The organism is uncultured Bacteroides sp. (assembly GCF_937912035.1).
Classification (GTDB): Bacteria; Bacteroidota; Bacteroidia; order Bacteroidales; family Bacteroidaceae; genus Phocaeicola.
Window position 1 is genome coordinate 95,424 of record NZ_CALDPF010000031.1, and the last position, 17,714, is coordinate 113,137.

The 17,714-nt window shown below is 42.4% G+C and carries 16 protein-coding genes; 5 read left to right on the plus strand and 11 right to left on the minus strand.

Annotated elements, in window-relative coordinates; all coding sequences use genetic code 11:
• The first annotated feature begins 23 nt into the window (after positions 1-23).
• Positions 24-461 (plus strand): PepSY-like domain-containing protein, encoded by a 438-nt coding sequence (locus Q0486_RS06035; RefSeq protein ID WP_204393803.1) that lies wholly within the window; start codon positions 24-26, stop codon positions 459-461.
• A 74-nt stretch (positions 462-535) separates the two neighbouring features.
• Here the strand turns inward: Q0486_RS06035 and guaA are convergent, their stop codons facing one another.
• From guaA to Q0486_RS06080, 9 genes are all read right to left on the minus strand, one after another.
• Positions 536-2,089, minus strand: a complete 1,554-nt coding sequence (gene guaA, locus Q0486_RS06040) for a glutamine-hydrolyzing GMP synthase (RefSeq protein ID WP_154042579.1) — start codon at positions 2,087-2,089, stop codon at positions 536-538.
• A gap of 111 nt (positions 2,090-2,200) precedes the next feature.
• Positions 2,201-2,998: an NAD(+) diphosphatase gene (gene nudC, locus Q0486_RS06045; protein ID WP_299231214.1), complete on the minus strand. Its 798-nt coding sequence runs from the start codon at positions 2,996-2,998 to the stop codon at positions 2,201-2,203.
• A 3-nt stretch (positions 2,999-3,001) separates the two neighbouring features.
• Positions 3,002-3,688, minus strand: a complete 687-nt coding sequence (locus Q0486_RS06050; RefSeq protein WP_299231215.1) for an SGNH/GDSL hydrolase family protein — start codon at positions 3,686-3,688, stop codon at positions 3,002-3,004.
• A gap of 32 nt (positions 3,689-3,720) precedes the next feature.
• Positions 3,721-4,281: a hypothetical protein gene (locus Q0486_RS06055; protein ID WP_299231216.1), complete on the minus strand. Its 561-nt coding sequence runs from the start codon at positions 4,279-4,281 to the stop codon at positions 3,721-3,723.
• A gap of 26 nt (positions 4,282-4,307) precedes the next feature.
• Complete coding sequence (locus Q0486_RS06060; RefSeq protein ID WP_299231217.1) at positions 4,308-4,940, minus strand: DUF1847 domain-containing protein; 633 nt, start codon at positions 4,938-4,940, stop codon at positions 4,308-4,310.
• 218 nt (positions 4,941-5,158) lie between these two features.
• Positions 5,159-6,205, minus strand: coding sequence for a hypothetical protein (locus Q0486_RS06065; protein ID WP_299231218.1), 1,047 nt, complete (start codon positions 6,203-6,205; stop codon positions 5,159-5,161).
• 332 nt (positions 6,206-6,537) lie between these two features.
• Positions 6,538-8,673, minus strand: a complete 2,136-nt coding sequence (locus Q0486_RS06070; RefSeq protein WP_299231219.1) for a Tex family protein — start codon at positions 8,671-8,673, stop codon at positions 6,538-6,540.
• Positions 8,674-8,701: 28 nt separating this feature from the next.
• Positions 8,702-9,979, minus strand: coding sequence for a GTP-binding protein (locus tag Q0486_RS06075; RefSeq protein ID WP_299231221.1), 1,278 nt, complete (start codon positions 9,977-9,979; stop codon positions 8,702-8,704).
• Entirely contained in the window at positions 9,972-11,636 is a 1,665-nt protein-coding gene (locus Q0486_RS06080) for an AMP-binding protein (protein WP_299231223.1), read from the minus strand. The genes Q0486_RS06075 and Q0486_RS06080 overlap by 8 nt, the downstream gene beginning before the upstream one ends.
• A 149-nt stretch (positions 11,637-11,785) precedes the next feature.
• Here Q0486_RS06080 and Q0486_RS06085 point away from each other — a divergent pair, with 149 nt between their 5' ends.
• The 3 genes from Q0486_RS06085 to Q0486_RS06095 all read left to right on the plus strand — a co-directional run bounded on the left by Q0486_RS06085 (position 11,786) and on the right by Q0486_RS06095 (position 14,180).
• Positions 11,786-12,091 (plus strand): DUF4286 family protein, encoded by a 306-nt coding sequence (locus Q0486_RS06085; protein ID WP_289089760.1) that lies wholly within the window; start codon positions 11,786-11,788, stop codon positions 12,089-12,091.
• The gene (ruvC, locus tag Q0486_RS06090; protein WP_204393176.1) at positions 12,088-12,657 is read left to right on the plus strand and encodes a crossover junction endodeoxyribonuclease RuvC; all 570 of its coding nucleotides are present in this window, start codon (positions 12,088-12,090) and stop codon (positions 12,655-12,657) included. Before Q0486_RS06085 ends, ruvC begins: the two co-directional genes overlap by 4 nt.
• Positions 12,658-12,734: 77 nt before the next feature.
• Positions 12,735-14,180 carry an ATP-binding cassette domain-containing protein gene (locus Q0486_RS06095; protein ID WP_299231226.1) on the plus strand — a complete coding sequence of 482 codons (1,446 nt, stop codon included), beginning with the start codon at positions 12,735-12,737 and terminating at the stop codon, positions 14,178-14,180.
• On the opposite strand, the gene Q0486_RS06100 is transcribed toward Q0486_RS06095, so the two are convergent.
• Both Q0486_RS06100 and Q0486_RS06105 read right to left on the minus strand, forming a co-directional pair.
• Positions 14,177-15,340, minus strand: coding sequence for a dicarboxylate/amino acid:cation symporter (locus Q0486_RS06100; RefSeq protein WP_299231228.1), 1,164 nt, complete (start codon positions 15,338-15,340; stop codon positions 14,177-14,179). The genes Q0486_RS06095 and Q0486_RS06100 overlap by 4 nt on opposite strands.
• 18 nt (positions 15,341-15,358) lie before the next feature.
• A complete protein-coding gene (locus tag Q0486_RS06105; RefSeq protein ID WP_299231230.1) occupies positions 15,359-15,847 on the minus strand; it encodes a pyridoxamine 5'-phosphate oxidase family protein in 489 nt (162 codons plus the stop codon).
• Between the two features lie 82 nt (positions 15,848-15,929).
• Here Q0486_RS06105 and Q0486_RS06110 point away from each other — a divergent pair, with 82 nt between their 5' ends.
• On the plus strand, positions 15,930-17,597 hold the full coding sequence (locus Q0486_RS06110; RefSeq protein WP_299231232.1) for a formate--tetrahydrofolate ligase: 1,668 nt from the start codon (positions 15,930-15,932) through the stop codon (positions 17,595-17,597).
• Positions 17,598-17,714: the final 117 nt, after the last annotated feature.

A 17,714-nucleotide genomic window follows, 5' to 3' on the forward strand; every position in this document is an offset into this window, starting at 1 on the left:
CTAACAATTAAAATTTTAAAGTTATGAAAAAGGTTATATTTTTATTCGTTTGTTTGTTTACAATGTCAATGATTGCTGTTGCAGATACAGATAAACCTATTCAGATTGGTCAGTTACCGCTAAAGGCTCAGACATTTATTTCAACTTATTTCAAGAATGCTAAAGTTGCGATGGCTAAGCAGGAAACGGATTTGTTCTACAAGAGTTATGATGTGATATTCACGTCGGGTGATAAAATAGAGTTCGATAAGTCTGGCGAATGGACAGAAGTAAAATGTATCAAGGATGGAGTTCCGTCGCAGATTATTCCTCAACAAATAAAGGATTATGTGAACACTAACTATCCTGATGACAAGATCTTGAAAATAGAGAAAAATTCAAGGGAATATGAAATCAAACTTTCCGGCAGATGGGAAATCAAATTCGACAAGCAGTTCAGAGTAATTGATATTGATGATTGATAATTGTAAATGATAAAAAAAAGCGGGACAATCAGATGAAAGTCTCGCTTTTTTATTTCTATTTTGTTTTGGGGTTATTCCCACTCTATTGTTGCAGGTGGTTTTGAAGAGATATCGTAGCAAACGCGGTTCACGCCTTTTACTTTGTTGATGATATCGTTTGAAACCTTTGCCATGAACTCGTATGGGAGATGAGCCCAATCGGCAGTCATCGCGTCAGTACTTGTTACGGCACGCAATGCAACGGCACGTTCGTATGTACGTTCGTCACCCATTACACCTACGCTCTGTACAGGCAACAGGATAACACCTGCCTGCCATACTTGGTGGTACAAAGATGTTTCGTTTCCTTCTGCATCCTTAGTCTTCCAGTCACGCAATCCCTGAATGAAGATATCGTCTGCATCCTGAAGGATACGTACTTTCTCGCGAGTGATATCGCCAAGGATACGTACTGCCAAACCAGGACCTGGGAAAGGATGACGTGTGATAAGATGTTCAGGCATTCCAAGTTCTCTACCTACACGGCGAACTTCATCCTTGAACAACAGACGCAATGGCTCGCAAAGTTTCAGGTTCATCTTTTCAGGCAGACCACCTACGTTGTGGTGACTCTTGATTACTGTACCTGTGATAGAAAGAGACTCGATGCAGTCAGGATAGATAGTACCCTGAGCCAACCATTTAACGTCCTGTATCTTGTGAGCTTCTTCGTCGAATACGTCGATGAAGCCTTTACCTATAATCTTACGTTTGCGTTCAGGTTCTGTAACACCGGCCAGTTCGCTGAAGAATTTCTCGCTTGCATCAACACCGATTACGTTAAGACCGAGGCATTCATAGTCGTGAAGCACGTTCTTGAATTCGTTCTTACGCAACATACCGTGGTCAACGAAGATACATGTTAAGTTCTTGCCGATAGCCTTGTTAAGAAGAACTGCTGCTACTGACGAGTCAACACCACCACTCAAACCAAGTACAACCTTGTCATCGCCAAGCTGAGCCTTAAGTTCGGCTACTGTAGTTTCGATGAATGAAGCTGCGCTCCAGTCCTGCTTACCGCCACAGATGTCAACAACAAAGTTTTTCAAGAGCAGAGTACCGTCTTCTGAGTGGAATACTTCAGGATGGAACTGCACTCCCCAAAGCTTTTCGTTCTTTGCCTGATAAGCTGCTACTGCTACCTTGTCGGTAGAAGCTATGATTTCGAAATTTTCAGGTATTGCTGTGATTGTGTCGCCATGACTCATCCATACCTGTGAATTCTCGCGGATTCCTTTGAGAAGAGGATTCTGATGATCGAACTTAGCCAGGTGTGCACGTCCGTATTCGCGTGTGTTGGCAGGTTCTACCTTACCTCCGTTGGTGTATGCCATGAACTGTGCGCCATAGCATATACCCAAGATAGGATATTTGCCACGGATGTCAGTAAGGTCTACCTTAAAGGCCTTTTCGTCATAAACAGAGAATGGACTACCTGAAAGGATTACACCAATAACAGACGGGTCATTGTGTGGGAACTTGTTGTAGGGAACAATCTCGCAATACATGTTCAGTTCGCGGACACGGCGACCGATGAGCTGTGTAGTCTGTGAACCGAAGTCGAGAATAATAATCTTTTCCTGCATATAAGTTTATTGGTTAAAATAATAACTTTTGCAAAGTTAATAAAAAGTAGGGATATTATTTTTATAAATCCCCATTAAATTGTGTTTAAGCCTGTATTATACCGGTTGGCATCACACTTTTCCCTCCAGCCATGCATCAATCATCTGTCTGGCTATACTGAGTTTCTTCGGAATTTCCGGCATATTGTCGCGAGAATAGAACTCTCCGGCGCTGAGTTCTTCGTCCTGAAGCTTGATTGTACCGCTTTCATAGTCGGCAATGAATCCAATCATTATACCGCTTGGATAAGGCCATGGCTGACTGCCGAAATATCTCAGATTCTTTATTTTCAGTTCTGTCTCTTCCATTACTTCACGGCGGATACATTCTTCCAGTGTCTCACCTGCCTCCAGAAATCCTGCTACCAGACCTTTGTATTGTCCTCTGAAGTTCTTTGCATGTACCAGCAGCACCTGGTCCTCCTTCTTTATGAGAACTATTACGGCTGGTGATATGCGCGGATAGAATTCCTGGCGGCATTCAGGGCAGCGCTTGGCGATAGGAGAGACTTGTACTGTAGGGACACCGCACATAGGACAGTAGCGGCTGTTCTTGTCCCAATTCAGTATCTGTGATGCCTTCCCGGCTCTGTAATATTCTTCAAACGGAAGTACGTCGTAAGATGCTCTCAGGTCTTTCATCATCATCTCACTGTCTTCATTCCCCGGAACCGGTGAATATATGGCATAAGTTTTTGCCGTGTGTCCGTAAATGTCTCCTATGGTATGTATTGTACTGCCTACCGGTACTGCTACAGGTGGTTCCTCGCCGTATGGTATATGATATTTACCCTCGGAATCTTTTACTATCAGAAGCTGTCCGGAGTTGAATACGAACCAGCCGAATTTTTCTTTTTTGTTTTGTTCCATTTTTTATTGAACTTTCTCTATAAATTCTGTAATCTGGTCATTAATCTGCTGCATACCTTTTATTGAAGGATGTCCCGATTGTTTATCAATGTCATGAAGTACGATGCATGGTACTGAATAGTGCCGGCAGATATTTTCTACAGATTCGTTTATTTCTTTTTTCAGGTCACAGTTCAGTATGAAATATATTTCAACATTAGGATATCTGTATTTTATATGTTCCAGCATGTATGCCATTGCTGGACGGAATGAATACAGGTCTTCTTTTGACCAATCAGAGTATTTATATTCTCCTATAGGTGCTCCTGCCCAGCTGTCATTTGTTCCACCAAATATGAATATAACGTCAGGACATCCCAGATTATTCATTCTTGTGATGAATGAACGGTCTGAAAAATCTTTTTTATTATATCCGGTGTTGCATATTGTAGCTCCGGAGAAAGAATTGTTCACGCAAAGTTTGTGTCCGTTTTCTTTTATGTACTTGTACCACCATGTTTGGCTTACAGACGAGACATCATTATTGGGCTTTGGCTTTTTGAAATACCACACAGCGTTTGTGTCCGGCTGCAAATAACTTTCGTATGTAGAATAAGAGTCCCCTAATATGGATATGGCTTTTCTGGTTTGTGATATACCTGTGCTAATTCCGATAAATAATGCAATGATAAATGTAAAAGTCTTTTTCATTTTCTTATTGAATTTGGTTATTATATGTTTATTCAGCAGTCACCAAGATTCACTTTTTCAAACTTATAACCCATTCTTTTGAGTTGTATTGCCGCTCCTGTTCTGTACATTACCCTTACGGCGCGTGCAAAAACATGGAAAGCTGTAGGACTTTGTGGCTCAATCTGTTCGTGACGGATAAGGTCTATTGCCTTTTGTGCGCATCTCCTGATTATTTCTTCAATATTTTTTGCGTCTTCACTCTCCAGAGGGATGCCTATGATATCGCGTATCAGATGTTCGTCCATGTCATCGAATCCCTGTTCGCCATAATAATCCTTGTATTTGGCTTTTGAGATAGTATTCCAGTCTATATCCCATCCGTAGGCTACTGCCATTCCCAGGTATGCTGCCCATGCCACTGAAACGGTAGGGTAGTCCTGAACCTGTTCTACTGCATCGGCTATGTATTCCGGAGCCAGTACCTCCCAGTAATTGTCTATATCGTCTGTTGCAAGCAATGTGCCGCCAAGAAACTTATAGTTTGTGCAGAGTCTCAGTATCTCCATTTGAAGTTTCTCTTCGAAACTGTCAAGATATTCTCTTAATTCCATGATTTATAATTTTTGTGTTATATTGTCTATTTGAAGAATTTCTTGTGATAATATGAATTTGCGGTATAAAGAGCAGCAACTGGATTATTGCCGGTTACGCGGTCTTTAGTGACAAGTGTCGTGACGTATGCGTCCGAATATTTATAGAACAGACTGTCGTGTCCCACACACAGACCGATTACTACGTTCAAGTCAGTCTTTGCATTGTTCAGTAGCCTGGCCTGCATTATCGGGTTACACATGGCAGGACCTATCTTCTCGCATTCTGCCGGTATTCCCATTGATGATTTGGCCTGACCGGCCACTTTACATATCACCGAGTAGACCTCGAAACCGTTGGCACGAAGTATTTTTGCGAAAATGCGTGCTTCGTTTATCAGACCGATGCAGTTGGCTATACCGATTCGTTTTGCGTTTATTTTCCGGGCAAATTCCATAATTTCCTGTACTCGTGTCCATTGGCAATAACCTTCGTATTCCACCTCGGCACTGGCAATCATTATTTCTCTGTTTCTGCCTTCGTCATATCTTTCCAGAGCCCATTCCTTATCTTCTTCTGTCAAAGAAGTGGTAAGGCAGAAATCGGGGTAGGTACGGTCCTTGAATTTGCAGTTCTGTGTGCCACAGTCCACACATGTGTGTATTGTTTCCTGTTCCATTATTATTCTAATTATGTTGTTATGATGTTGCAAAGATAATTATTTTTGTCTTAAAGGATATTGTTCTGAAACGCTTTGTCGTTTTGCTTAAAATGAACTGTCGTTTTGAATCGAATGACAGCTCATTTTATATATAACATTTAAGAGGTCGTATCACACTCTGTTTTGAGTAATGAAACGACCTCTTCTTTTATTATTTAGAATGTTCAAAAATCTATTTATTGATACGGCTCAGATACAAATAATATATGGTGGTCCATTTTTCCTTTTTCAATTAATGAGTTGTAGAATAGTATCAACTTTTCTTTTTCTTTATCGGACAGGCCTTCGCTACCAGCATTTTTTAAATATCTGCGAAGTGTTACCTGTTCGTAAGGATAAGGATAGTATAGACACATAGTCTCATAACCTTCAATAAAATTCAATGTTAAATATTTAATATTAGCATTATGATAGAACAAAGGCATTGTTAGATCTTCCCACCCAATACATTCATATTCGTAATTATAAGCCTGTTCATCATTGAATCTTAGATAAATAGTTCTTCCATTATCTAAATAACCAAGACTATATTGAAAGTTGGCTACTTGTTTAAAATTTTCTCCAGGCTTTTGTATCTGTATATCCACTGTTTCGTCAGCGTGGAAAGTTAATCCAATTGCGGCAGTTTCTTTTCCTACTCTGTCACAGATTTCATTCAATGTCTCTTCAACGAAATCCATTTTAGCAATAGTTTGCCCGTCCCACTCTAATGAGTCTACAGGAAAACTGATAAAATTCATACATCTATCATCAAATCTGAAAATATACTGATAATCTACTTTTAGCCAAAAGTCATTTATTTTATACTTACAGTTCAATTCTAATTCCCCAGGCTCTTCTAAATCCTCCGAAGGAGTATATACTCCTGTCACTTCCAAATCGTAAGGCTTTAGGTTTGAACTTCCTGAAAATACTATTTTATTATTATTAGATATAATGTTGGCTGTTAATTCCAAATCAATAGGACGGAATGCATTTAATCTCATATTCAACTTTGTACTGTCTGAGTTGTCAGGATAAAATCGTACTAACATACTATTCCCTTCTTTTTTAAAATCAACTGTGTCACCGTTCCATATTAAATTGATGTTGGGACTGTAAATATTCTTATCATAAAGTGTTTCCGTAGGTATGAACTTTATTGGATCAGGAGCACTATTTTTGTCGCATGAGATAATAGCAAAGCAAAAGATAATAAGCAATAAGGTATTAAATGTTTTCATGATTAAATTTATTTAGATATGAGTAGTTTCTCTGTCTTCTGTTTTCCAATCTTGCATTCGTGTTTTACTTTTACTTAGATTCCAGTAAAATTATAACATAGAATAATTTGTTTTTCATAATCGTTTATATTAATCTTTCTGCAATTTACAACTTTTATTCGATAAAACAAAGGGAAGTGTTATAAAATAAATGTTTGTTTTAGGAAATAAGTAAATTTTGAAACCTATTCCTACAAAATAATATCGATATATGATTATATAAAATAAAGAAGAGTTCATGAAAATAATAAACAAGATTTATTTTCATGAACTCTTCTTATGTGAATGTTTTTTTATCTCATTCCTTTCATAGTAAGCTGTACACGCTTTCTTTCATGGTCTATCCCAAGAACCTTGACACGTACATGCTGATGTATGCTGACTACCGTAGTAGGATCACTCACGAACTTGTCGGCTAGCTGGGAGATGTGCACAAGACCATTTTCCTTTATACCTATATCGACGAAACATCCGAAGTTGGTGATGTTTGTCACTATACCCGGTAGTTCCATACCTTCACGGAGATCGTCAAGTGTCTTTACGTTCTTGTCGAACTCGAATACCTGAATCTGCTGACGAGGGTCTCTACCAGGTTTGTCGAGCTCCTTCATTATGTCGTTCAGTGTAGGGAGACCTACGGTGTCGGTGACATATTTCTCTATATTGATTTTGCTTCTCAGCTCCTTATCCTTGATAAGGTCGGCTACAGTGCATTTCATGTCCTTTGCCATTTTTTCCACTATGGCGTAGCTTTCAGGATGCACGGCTGAATTGTCGAGAGGATTGTTCGCTCCCGGTATTCTAAGGAAACCGGCACACTGTTCGAAAGCCTTAGCTCCCATGCGGGGAACTTTCAAGAGTTCTTTTCTTGACGAGAAAGGTCCGTTTTCGGTTCTGTAGTCCACAATGTTCTGAGCCAGTGAAGGGCCCAGTCCAGAAACGTATGTCAGAAGATGCTTGCTGGCAGTATTGAGGTTAACTCCGACAAGGTTTACACAACTTTCCACTGTACGGTCAAGAGACTCTTTCAACTTGGTCTGGTCAACATCGTGCTGATATTGTCCCACACCGATAGATTTTGCGTCAATCTTTACAAGTTCTGCCAACGGGTCCATCAAACGGCGGCCTATGGATACTGCTCCACGCACAGTTACATCGTAGTCAGGGAATTCCTCACGCGCTGTTTTCGAAGCCGAATAGATTGAAGCACCGTCCTCGCTTACTACGAATACCTGTACCTCACGGTCGTATCTTTGGGAAGTTACGAAACGCTCTGTCTCACGGCTTGCTGTTCCGTTTCCTATGGCGATTGCCTCTATCTTGTATTGTTCAACGAGTTTTACAATCTTTCTTGCAGCCAGTGCCTCTTCCGATTTAGGCGGATGAGGGTATATGGCTTCGTTGTGAAGCAATGTTCCCTGAGCGTCCAGACATACCACTTTACAGCCTGTTCTGAATCCCGGATCGATACCCATCACACGTTTCTGTCCCAATGGGGGAGCAAGAAGCAGCTGTCTCAGGTTTTCGGCAAATACACGGATTGCCTCCTCGTCGGCTTTCTCTTTGCTGAGAGCTGAGAACTCTGTTTCTATAGCCGGTTTAAGCAGGCGTTTGTAAGCATCCTTTACCGCTTCCGCCACTTGCGAGGAGCATTCGCCATTACCTCTTACGAACTGACGCTCCAGTCGGTCGGTACATTCATCGTCTTCTTCAGGTGAGATTGTAACTTTCAGAATTCCTTCGGCTTCACCACGGCGGATTGCCAGCAGACGGTGTGATGTACAGCGTTTCAGTGGCTCGCTGAAATCGAAATAGTCGCGATACTTTGCAGCATCCTCTTCCTTCTCTTTGCCTTTCACCACTTTGGCCGTAATGATAGCCTGACGTGTAAATATATTTCTTACCTGATTTCTGGCTCTTTCATCTTCGTTCACCTGTTCGGCAATGATGTCGCGTGCACCTTTCAATGCGTCTTCCTCGTCCTTTACCTCACCCTTTACGAACTGAGCGGCCTTTGCCATAAGGTTGTTTTCGCGCTGCATCATCAGGATGATTGCCAGTGGTTCAAGTCCTTTCTGGCGAGCGGCTTCGGCCCTCGTTTTTCTTTTAGGTTTGAAAGGAAGATATATGTCTTCCAGCTCTGTAGAGTCCCAGCAGTTGTCTATTCTGTTCCTCAGTTCGGCAGTCATTTTGCCCTGCTCCTCTATAGTGGAAATGATGGTTTCCTTGCGTTTTGCAAGTTCGCACAGTTTCTCGTATCTGTCGTTTATTTCGCTTATCTGCACCTCGTCCATACCTCCTGTAGCCTCTTTTCTGTATCGGCTGATGAACGGTATGGTTGCCCCGCCCTGAAGAAGTTTCAGAGTGTTTTCCACTCTGTGTTCCTGTAGCTTCATGGCGGCAGCTATCATCTTGCTGAATTGTTCCATGTAATTGTGTGTGGATATTAGTTTAAGTTTATTCTTTTACAAGACATGAGTCAAGCTCTTTTATGAGCTGTTCCTTGTCCATATTTTTTCCTATGAATACTATTTTCTGCATTCTGTCGCCGTACTTTTCGTCCCAGTCTCTCATCAGGCCAGGTTCCTGTTCCAGCAGTCTTTTGATGTCTGCTTCCGGCAGGGTGGCATACCACAGTCCGGCTTCGGAAATCTGTTTCTGCTTGCCTGCCTGTTCAAACAGGTACGACATTTCAGGCTGGTCGCTGAAGTAGCATACGCCTTTGGCGCGTATTACGCTTTTCGGCCATCTTGACGAAATGAAGTAATCGAAACGGTTCATGTCGAATGCTGCACGTCTGAAGTAGAGTAGTGTGCTTATGCCATATTCTTCTGTTTCGCCACCTTCGTGGTGATGATGGTGTCCGCACGAACATTCTTCTTCGTGGTGATGATGTCCGCATGAACACTCTTCCCCGTTTTCGTGATGATGATGCTCGTCATGATTGCAGTGGCATTCCTCATCGTGATGGCAATGGCTGTCTGTGTCTTCTTCAGTTACATGCTTGCCAAGTTCCTGTACCCATCCTGCAGATGCTGCTACGTGTTCGTATCTGAACATTGAAGTTGATATTATCCTGTCAAGGTCAATATCTGCATAGTCGCATTCTATAATCTCTGCAGCAGGCTGGAGTGTCTTTACTATACGGTGTATGGTTTCAAGCTCTTCTGAACTTACTTCAGATGCTTTATTCAGTAAAACTATATTACAGAATTCAATCTGATGTATAAGCAGATTTTCAATATCGTCTTCAGAAAGATTTTTCTCTGTAAGGCTTTCAGCACAGCAGAATTCATCTTTCATTCGAAGAGCGTCAACCACTGTTACCACAGAGTCAAGGCGTGTGATGCCATATTTGGTATATGCACCTCCCAGTTGAGGTATCGAGCATATAGTGTTCGCTATGGATTCCGGCTCACATATTCCGCTTGCCTCTATAACTATATAGTCGAATTTCTCTGTTTTGAGGATTCCTAGAATCTGTTCTATGAGGTCAGTTCTCAGTGTGCAGCAGATACATCCGTTCTGCAGAGCCACAAGGCTGTCGTCGTTCATACCGACAACTCCCTGACGCTGTATCAGTTCGGCATCAATGTTCACTTCGCCGATGTCGTTTACAATGACAGCAAATCTGATGCCCTTTTTGTTGGAAAGAATTCTGTTGACGAGAGTGGTTTTTCCACTTCCCAGATATCCTGTAAGCAACAGTACAGGTATTTCTTTAATTTTATCCATCTATATTCTGATATAAGAATCTCTTGATGCTCTTCTTGGCAGTCTTTTCAAATTCTTCAGGATATAGTTTGACTTTTGAAATCTGCGAGAATGCAGGAAGAGTTTTGTTAAGTTCTATTCTGTTTTGCTCTATGGCTTCTTCCAGTTGTGTTAATGACAGTCCGTGCGCAAAAGCGTCATCGCTGTCAGGATATACCAGTGCGACAAGTTTCTCGCCCTTCAGTATGATAAGCGATTCGTTGACGTACGGCATATTGTTCAGCTTGGCCTCTATTTCTTCTGGATAGATGTTTTGTCCTGTAGATGTGAGTAGCATGTTCTTGCATCTTCCTTTTATGAAGATGTTGCCTTCCGCATCTTTTATAGCCATGTCGCCAGTGTGCAGCCATCCTTCATTGTCTATGGCCTGTGATGTAGCTTCCTCGTTCTTGTAATATCCCAACATCACGTTTGCGCCACGGCAGACAAGTTCGCCAGGCACTGTTTCCGGATTATCGGAAAGGACTTTGGTCTCCATATTTGCTACAGTCTTTCCGCATGACTGGTATTTTATTTCGTCCCAACGGCTGTGGCATATCAAAGGCGCACATTCCGTCATACCGTATGCAATGGTGTAAGGGAAGTTTATTTTTCTGAGGAAGGCCTCTACTTCGGCATTGAACGGAGCACCGCCTATGACTATCTCAATGAAATTGCCTCCGAATGCCTGCATTGCGTGATGACGTATCTGTTCTTTAATCTTGTCGCTGATGATAGGCAGATTAAGAAGCAGTTTTCCCAGTTTGTTGTCAACGTGCGGCAATATGTTCTTCTTTATAATCTTTTCTACTATAAGCGGAACACATGCGATAACTCTAGGTCTTATTTCTGAAAAAGACTCTGCTATAATCTTAGGACTTGGCATACGTGTCAGGAACCACAAGTGTGCTCCTACTGTGATGCCGTATAGAAAATCGAACACAAGACCGAATATATGTCCCAACGGCAACATTGAAACGATGTTGTCACCGGCCATAAGTCCTACTTTCTCGTGTATGTGGATGATGTTCGATTGAATAGCCCTGTACGGGAGCATTACACCTTTAGAATATCCCGTAGTGCCGGAAGTGTAATTGATTACTGCGAGCTCTTCCGGTTCCTCTTTTCTGTAGGAAACTTGTTCGGCTCTGAAACGGCACGGATATTTCTTTCCGAATTCCTCGTTAAGATGCTCTCTGGCGTATGTCAGCTGTTCTGAACGTGAAACCACCAGATCGAAATTCTTCAATTCTATAATACCTTCAAGCAGAGGCATACACGCTTCGTTCAGGTTCTCCCATATCTGGTCGCCGGCAAACAGCATTCTTGCTCCAGAGTGGTTTACTATGTGGTGTATGTTGTCAGGCTTGAATTCATGAAGGATTGGCACTGCCACACCGCCGTATGTGATTATTGCCAGAAACATTGCAGTCCAGTTTGCACTGTTGCGTCCGCACAATGCTATCTTGTCTCCCGGTTTTATTCCTGCATGTTGGAGCAGAATATGCATTTTCTCAATCTTTCTTGCTACATCCTTATATTGGAGTGTTATTCCCTTATAGTCAGTTAGCGCATTTCTGTCCCAGTTTTGTTTTATGCTTTTTTCTATTAATTCTATAAAGCTGTTGTTTAATTCCATGTCAAACAAAATATGTACACATTTCGTGATAATGTGTGCAAAAATAGTAAAAGTTAATTTAACGTAGGCATGGTATGTTTATTTATTTTTAATTATTCCTGCCATTTCTGTATAAATCCTTATATTTGCAGTGTTAAAGATTTACATTTATGCTTATTTACAATACTACATTTCATGTTGAGATGAATGATGCCAGAAATTTCGTAATCTGGTTGAACGAGTGTTATATCCCTGAAGCAGAGAAAACCGGGGAGTTGAAAAATCCGCGTATCTTGCGTATCCTGAGCCATAAGGAACAGGACAGCGAGTGTTTCTCGCTCCAGTGGGAGGTAGAAGACAGTGCAGCTCTTCACAGCTGGCATACCAAGTGTGGTGCCCGTATGAACGAGGAGATGGCAAAGATTTTCAAAGATAAGGTTATAGGTTTCCCTACTTTGATGGAGGTTATAAAGTGATTTGTCCCGTTAAGGAAAAGATAATATTAGGTATCGACCCAGGAACCAATATCATGGGTTATGGCGTAATAAAGGTTGTGGGTACCAAAGCTGAGGTTGTCACTCTTGGGGTGATAGACATGCGTAAGTTCACAGATCCGTATCTGAAACTGAAACATATCTACGAGCGTGTGCAGGGAGTGATAAACTCATATCTTCCGGACGAGCTTGCCATTGAGGCTCCTTTCTTCGGTAAGAATGTGCAGTCTATGCTCAAACTGGGCAGGGCTCAGGGTGTGGCTATAGTGGCGGCATTGTGCAGGGATATACCTGTAACTGAATATGCCCCGCTAAAGATTAAGATGGCCATTACCGGCAATGGGCAGGCAAGCAAGGAACAGGTTGCAGATATGTTGCGGCGCATGCTTAAAATCAGGAAAGAGGACATCGGACCTTTTATGGATGCCACAGACGCCTTGGGAGCGGCATATTGCCATTATCTGCAGATGGGACGGCCTGAAACCCATAAGGCCTATTCGGGATGGAAAGATTTTATAGCAAAGAATCCTGATAAGGTGGTGAAGTAGTTCTTAATTAATAATTAAAAATTAATAGTTAAGAATTGCTGCTAAGAACTAAAAGCTAACAACCAACAACTAAAAAAATGCAACAACGAGTTATTTCAGTATCAAATGGCGTTACCCGTCATCCTCTGTACAGAATGGGTAAGCCTGTGGACTTCTGCCTGAATGCAGGCGAGCAATTGGCTGTGGTAGGTCCTAACGGAGGAGGTAAAAGTATTCTTATTGATATCATTACAGGAAAATATCCTCTGTTGATGAATGAGGTGGCATACGATTTTTCACCTTCAAGTTCAGATCTTGTTTCGGATAATCTCAGATACATAACATTCCGCGATTCGTATGGCGATGCAGATGGCAGCTATTACTATCAGCAGAGATGGAACTCGCAGGATATGGATAATATTCCTGTAGTGGGCGATCTTCTTCCCCAGTGCAAGGATGAAAAGCTGAAAGAAAGTCTTTACACTCTGTTCAGAATAGAAGAAATGCTGCAGAAGCCTATCATACTTCTTTCCAGTGGAGAGTTGAGAAAGTTCCAGCTGACCAAGACACTGCTTTCTGGACCAAGAGTCCTCATCATGGATAATCCTTTCATCGGACTTGATGCCCGTACACGCGATTTGCTTAAGTCGCTTCTTTCAGAGCTTATAAAGGTTATAGGTCTTCAGGTTATCCTTGTACTTTCCAAATCGGACGATATTCCTGACTTCATCACTCATGTGATAACTGTTGAGAATATGATATGTGGCGAGAAACTTCCACGCTCCGAGTATCAGGGTGTCTGTGTACCGGAAAAGATGCTTTCCGACGAAAAGGTTCAGGCTATACTTGATATGCCTTATAAGGATAATCTGTATAAGGCAGCCAATGTGGTGAAACTGAATAAGGTAAGTATCCGCTATGGCGAAAGAACTATTCTCCGTGAACTTGACTGGACAGTGAAGTGTGGCGAGAAATGGGCCTTGAGCGGCGAGAACGGTGCCGGTAAATCAACACTTCTGAGCCTGGTTTGTGCCGACAATCCACAGAGCTATGCATGCGACATCACTCTGTTCGACCGCAAGCGAGGCAGCGGCGAGAGTATATGGGAAATCAAGAAACATATCGGTTACGTCAGCCCTGAGATGCACAGAGCCTATCTGAAGAATATTCCTGCCATAGATATTGTGGCAAGCGGACTTCACGATTCTATAGGACTCTACAAGCGTCCGAAAGAAGAGGACAGGGAAGTGTGTCTGTTCTGGATGGATATATTCGGAGTGAAGCAGTTGGCAGACAAGAGTTTCCTGCAGTTGTCGAGCGGCGAGCAGCGACTTGTCCTTCTGGCACGTGCATTCGTTAAAGACCCAGAGCTTCTGATACTCGACGAGCCGCTTCACGGACTTGACCTTTACAACCGTCGTCTGGTGAAAGATGTAATAGAAACATTCTGCCGCCGAAACGACAAGACCATGATTATGGTTACACATTATAAGGAAGAGCTTCCTGCCTGCATTACCGATTCATTGTATTTGGTGAGAAACTAAGATTTCTTTCTGAACCAGCGGTCTATAATGACAGCCAGCGCACCGTCGCCTGTCACATTGCAGGCTGTGCCGAAGCTGTCCATTGCAATATAAAGTGCTATCATCAGTGCTTGGGCGTTATCATCGAATCCAAGCATTGATGACAGTATTCCCAATGATGCCATAATCGCTCCGCCGGGTACACCCGGAGCGGCAACCATGGTTATTCCCAGCATGAATATGAATCCCGACATCATCTTGAAGTCGTAAGGTATGTCTTGCATCATCATCAGTGCAAGGGCACATGCCACAATCTTCATTGTACTTCCAGAGAGGTGTATCGTGGCACACAGAGGTATCACAAATCCTGCGGTATCTTCGTTCACTCCGTTCTTTACTGTCTGTTTCAGCGTTACCGGTATGGTGGCGGCAGATGACTGTGTACCCAGTGCTGTGAAATAAGCAGGCATCATGTTCGCAAGCATCCTGAAAGGGTTCTTGCCTGCTATCAGTCCTGCTATCACATATTGGAATATCAACAGAAGTATATGAAGGATGAAGATTATTCCGATAATCTTGATGAACACACTCAACACGTGGAACACCTGTCCCGAGTGCGTCATATTGAAGAATATTCCGAAGATATATATCGGCAGCAGCGGAAGGATAACCTTCTGGATGGTCTTTACGATAATATCCTTGAAATCGACGAAAGCATTTTTCAGATAGTTCGTATTGAGGTTAGCCATTCCCAGTCCAAGGGTGAAAGCCATGACGAGCGCCGTCATCACATTCAGCGGTTCGGGAATGTCGATGGTGAAGAACGGTACCACCCCGTTTGCCTCACTGATTTCCGAAAGCGGAATATCCCTTGTTATGAGCATCGGGAAGAAAGTCTCACCCACAGCGTATGAAGTAAACCCGGAGAAAAGTGTAGCTCCGTAAGCCAGCAGTGCAGTTACGGCAAGCATCTTTCCTGCTCCCTTGCCGATGTCAGCAATGGCGGGAGCCACAAGTCCCACTATTATAAGAGGAATGATGAATGCCAGAAATTCGCTGAACAGTCCGTTGAATGTAACGAAAAATCTTACAGGCAGGGCAGGTGATATGATTCCAGCTCCGATACCTAATACTATGGCTATTATAATCTGAGTAAGTAGTCCGGGTCTTTTAAGTTTCATGTTGTTGTGGTTTTAAGTTTAGAACATAGCTTTGCTTTTTCCGCTGATGCTTTCTATATCCAGTCTGATAATCTCTGTGCGGTGGAAAGATTTGTTGGCGTATTCCATACCCATAATCTTATGGTCGGGACAATACTTGCTTATGAACAGTGAAAGTGCCGACATACGTTCCGCTTCGTGCAGACTGTGATGTGCGGTACATTTCATCACTACACTCTCATAGCCGGTGGTAAATTTGTCGGGATGAATCTTAGTCTTTCCAACTACACAGAATGACACGTTAGGGTTCGCATCAATACATTTCAGCTTTCTGCCTACAGGAGCACAATGAATGTATATCGAGTTCCCTCTGTCCCAGACATAACTCAACGGTATACCGTAAGCACCGTCTGCGTCTTCACTCACCATTGACAAAATGCCATATTCACCATCTTTAATTATCTCCATTGCACGCTTTTCGTCAAGCAATCTGTCCTGACGGCGGACTTCTTTATTACTAAATTCCATAATTAGTGTATATTACTTTGTTGTTTCATTCACAAATATAAAGTTTTTTTTCTTACCTTTGCAAACATCTAAAAATAAGAATATGAAATCAGATATAGAAATCGCACGCAGTATTGAGTTAACCAAAATCAAACAGGTTGCAGCAAATTTCGGTATGCCATTGGAACACGTTACACATTACGGACGTTACATGGCTAAAGTTTCGGAAGAAATAATAGATGAAGAGAAAGTAAAAAACAGTAACCTAATTCTTGTTACAGCCATTACTCCTACAAAGGCAGGTATCGGTAAGACTACAGTGTCAATAGGTCTGGCATTGGGACTTAACAAGATAGGCAAGAAAGCTATCTGTGCCTTGCGCGAGCCGTCACTCGGACCATGTTTCGGTATGAAGGGTGGTGCAGCTGGAGGTGGTTATGCACAGGTCCTCCCTATGGAGAAAATCAATCTTCATTTCACTGGCGACTTTCACGCCATCACTTCTGCACATAACATGATAGCAGCACTTCTTGACAACTACATGTATCAGAACCAGGACAACGGTTTTGCCATGAAGGAAGTGTTGTGGAACAGAGTGCTCGACGTAAACGACCGTGGATTGAGATATATCGTTACAGGTCTTGGCGGCAAGACAAACGGTATCACACGCGAATCAAGTTTTGATATCACTCCTGCATCGGAAATCATGGCTATCCTTTGTCTTGCAAAGGATGAGGCTGACCTTCGCCGCAGAATAGAGAATATTCTCCTTGGCTTTACTATCGACAACAAGCCTTTCACAGTGAAAGATCTTGGAGTGGCTGGTGCCATAACAGTGTTGCTGAAGGATGCCCTTTCTCCAAACCTTGTACAGACTACAGAGGCTACTCCTGCATTCGTTCACGGAGGTCCGTTCGCCAATATCGCACACGGATGTAACTCTGTTCTTGCTACCAAGCTTGCAATGACTTTCGGTGACTATGTAATTACAGAAGCCGGATTCGGTGCCGATCTGGGTGCAGAAAAATTCTATGACATCAAGTGCCGCAAGGCAGGTCTGCAGCCTAAGCTTACAGTGATTGTTGCAACTGCTCAGGGACTGAAGATGCATGGTGGAGTTGAGATTGACAAGATTAAGGAACCTAACCTTGAAGGATTGCGCGAGGGAGTGAAGAACCTCGACAAGCATATCGAGAACCTTCAGTCGTTCGGACAGACTGTAGTTGTGGCATTCAACCGTTATGCAAACGACACAGAGGAAGAAATCAACTTCGTTCGTCAGCACTGCGAGGAAATGGGAGTAGGATTTGCCGTTAACAATGCATTTGCCGAAGGTGGCGCAGGTGCCGTTGAACTTGCAAACCTTGTAGTTGATACTATTGAGAACAAGCCGTCTGCTCCTCTCTCATTTGCGTACGATGAAGAAGACTCAGTAGAGGTTAAGGTCACTAAGGTGGCATGCGAACTTTACGGTGCTAAACAGGTATTGTTCGGACCTGCGGCAAGAAAGAAACTCAAGATGATAGAAGAACTCGGATTCAGTCACTTCCCTATATGTATTGCCAAGACACAGTATTCGTTCTCTACAGATCCGAAATTGTATGGAGTGGCATCAGGATTTAACTTTACAGTACGCGATATAGTAATCAATGCCGGTGCCGAGATGTTGGTAATCGTTGCCGGTGAAATGATGCGTATGCCTGGATTGCCTAAGGAACCACAGGCACTTCACATTGATATTGTTAACGGTGAAATAGAAGGCTTGTCTTAATCCGATAATATATAGTTAGAATATCATAGATTGTCTGCCATGGATGTTATGTCCGTGGCAGATTTTTTTTGTCTTATAAAAAATAAAGTATCGTATCTTGTTATACTTAAAATAAAA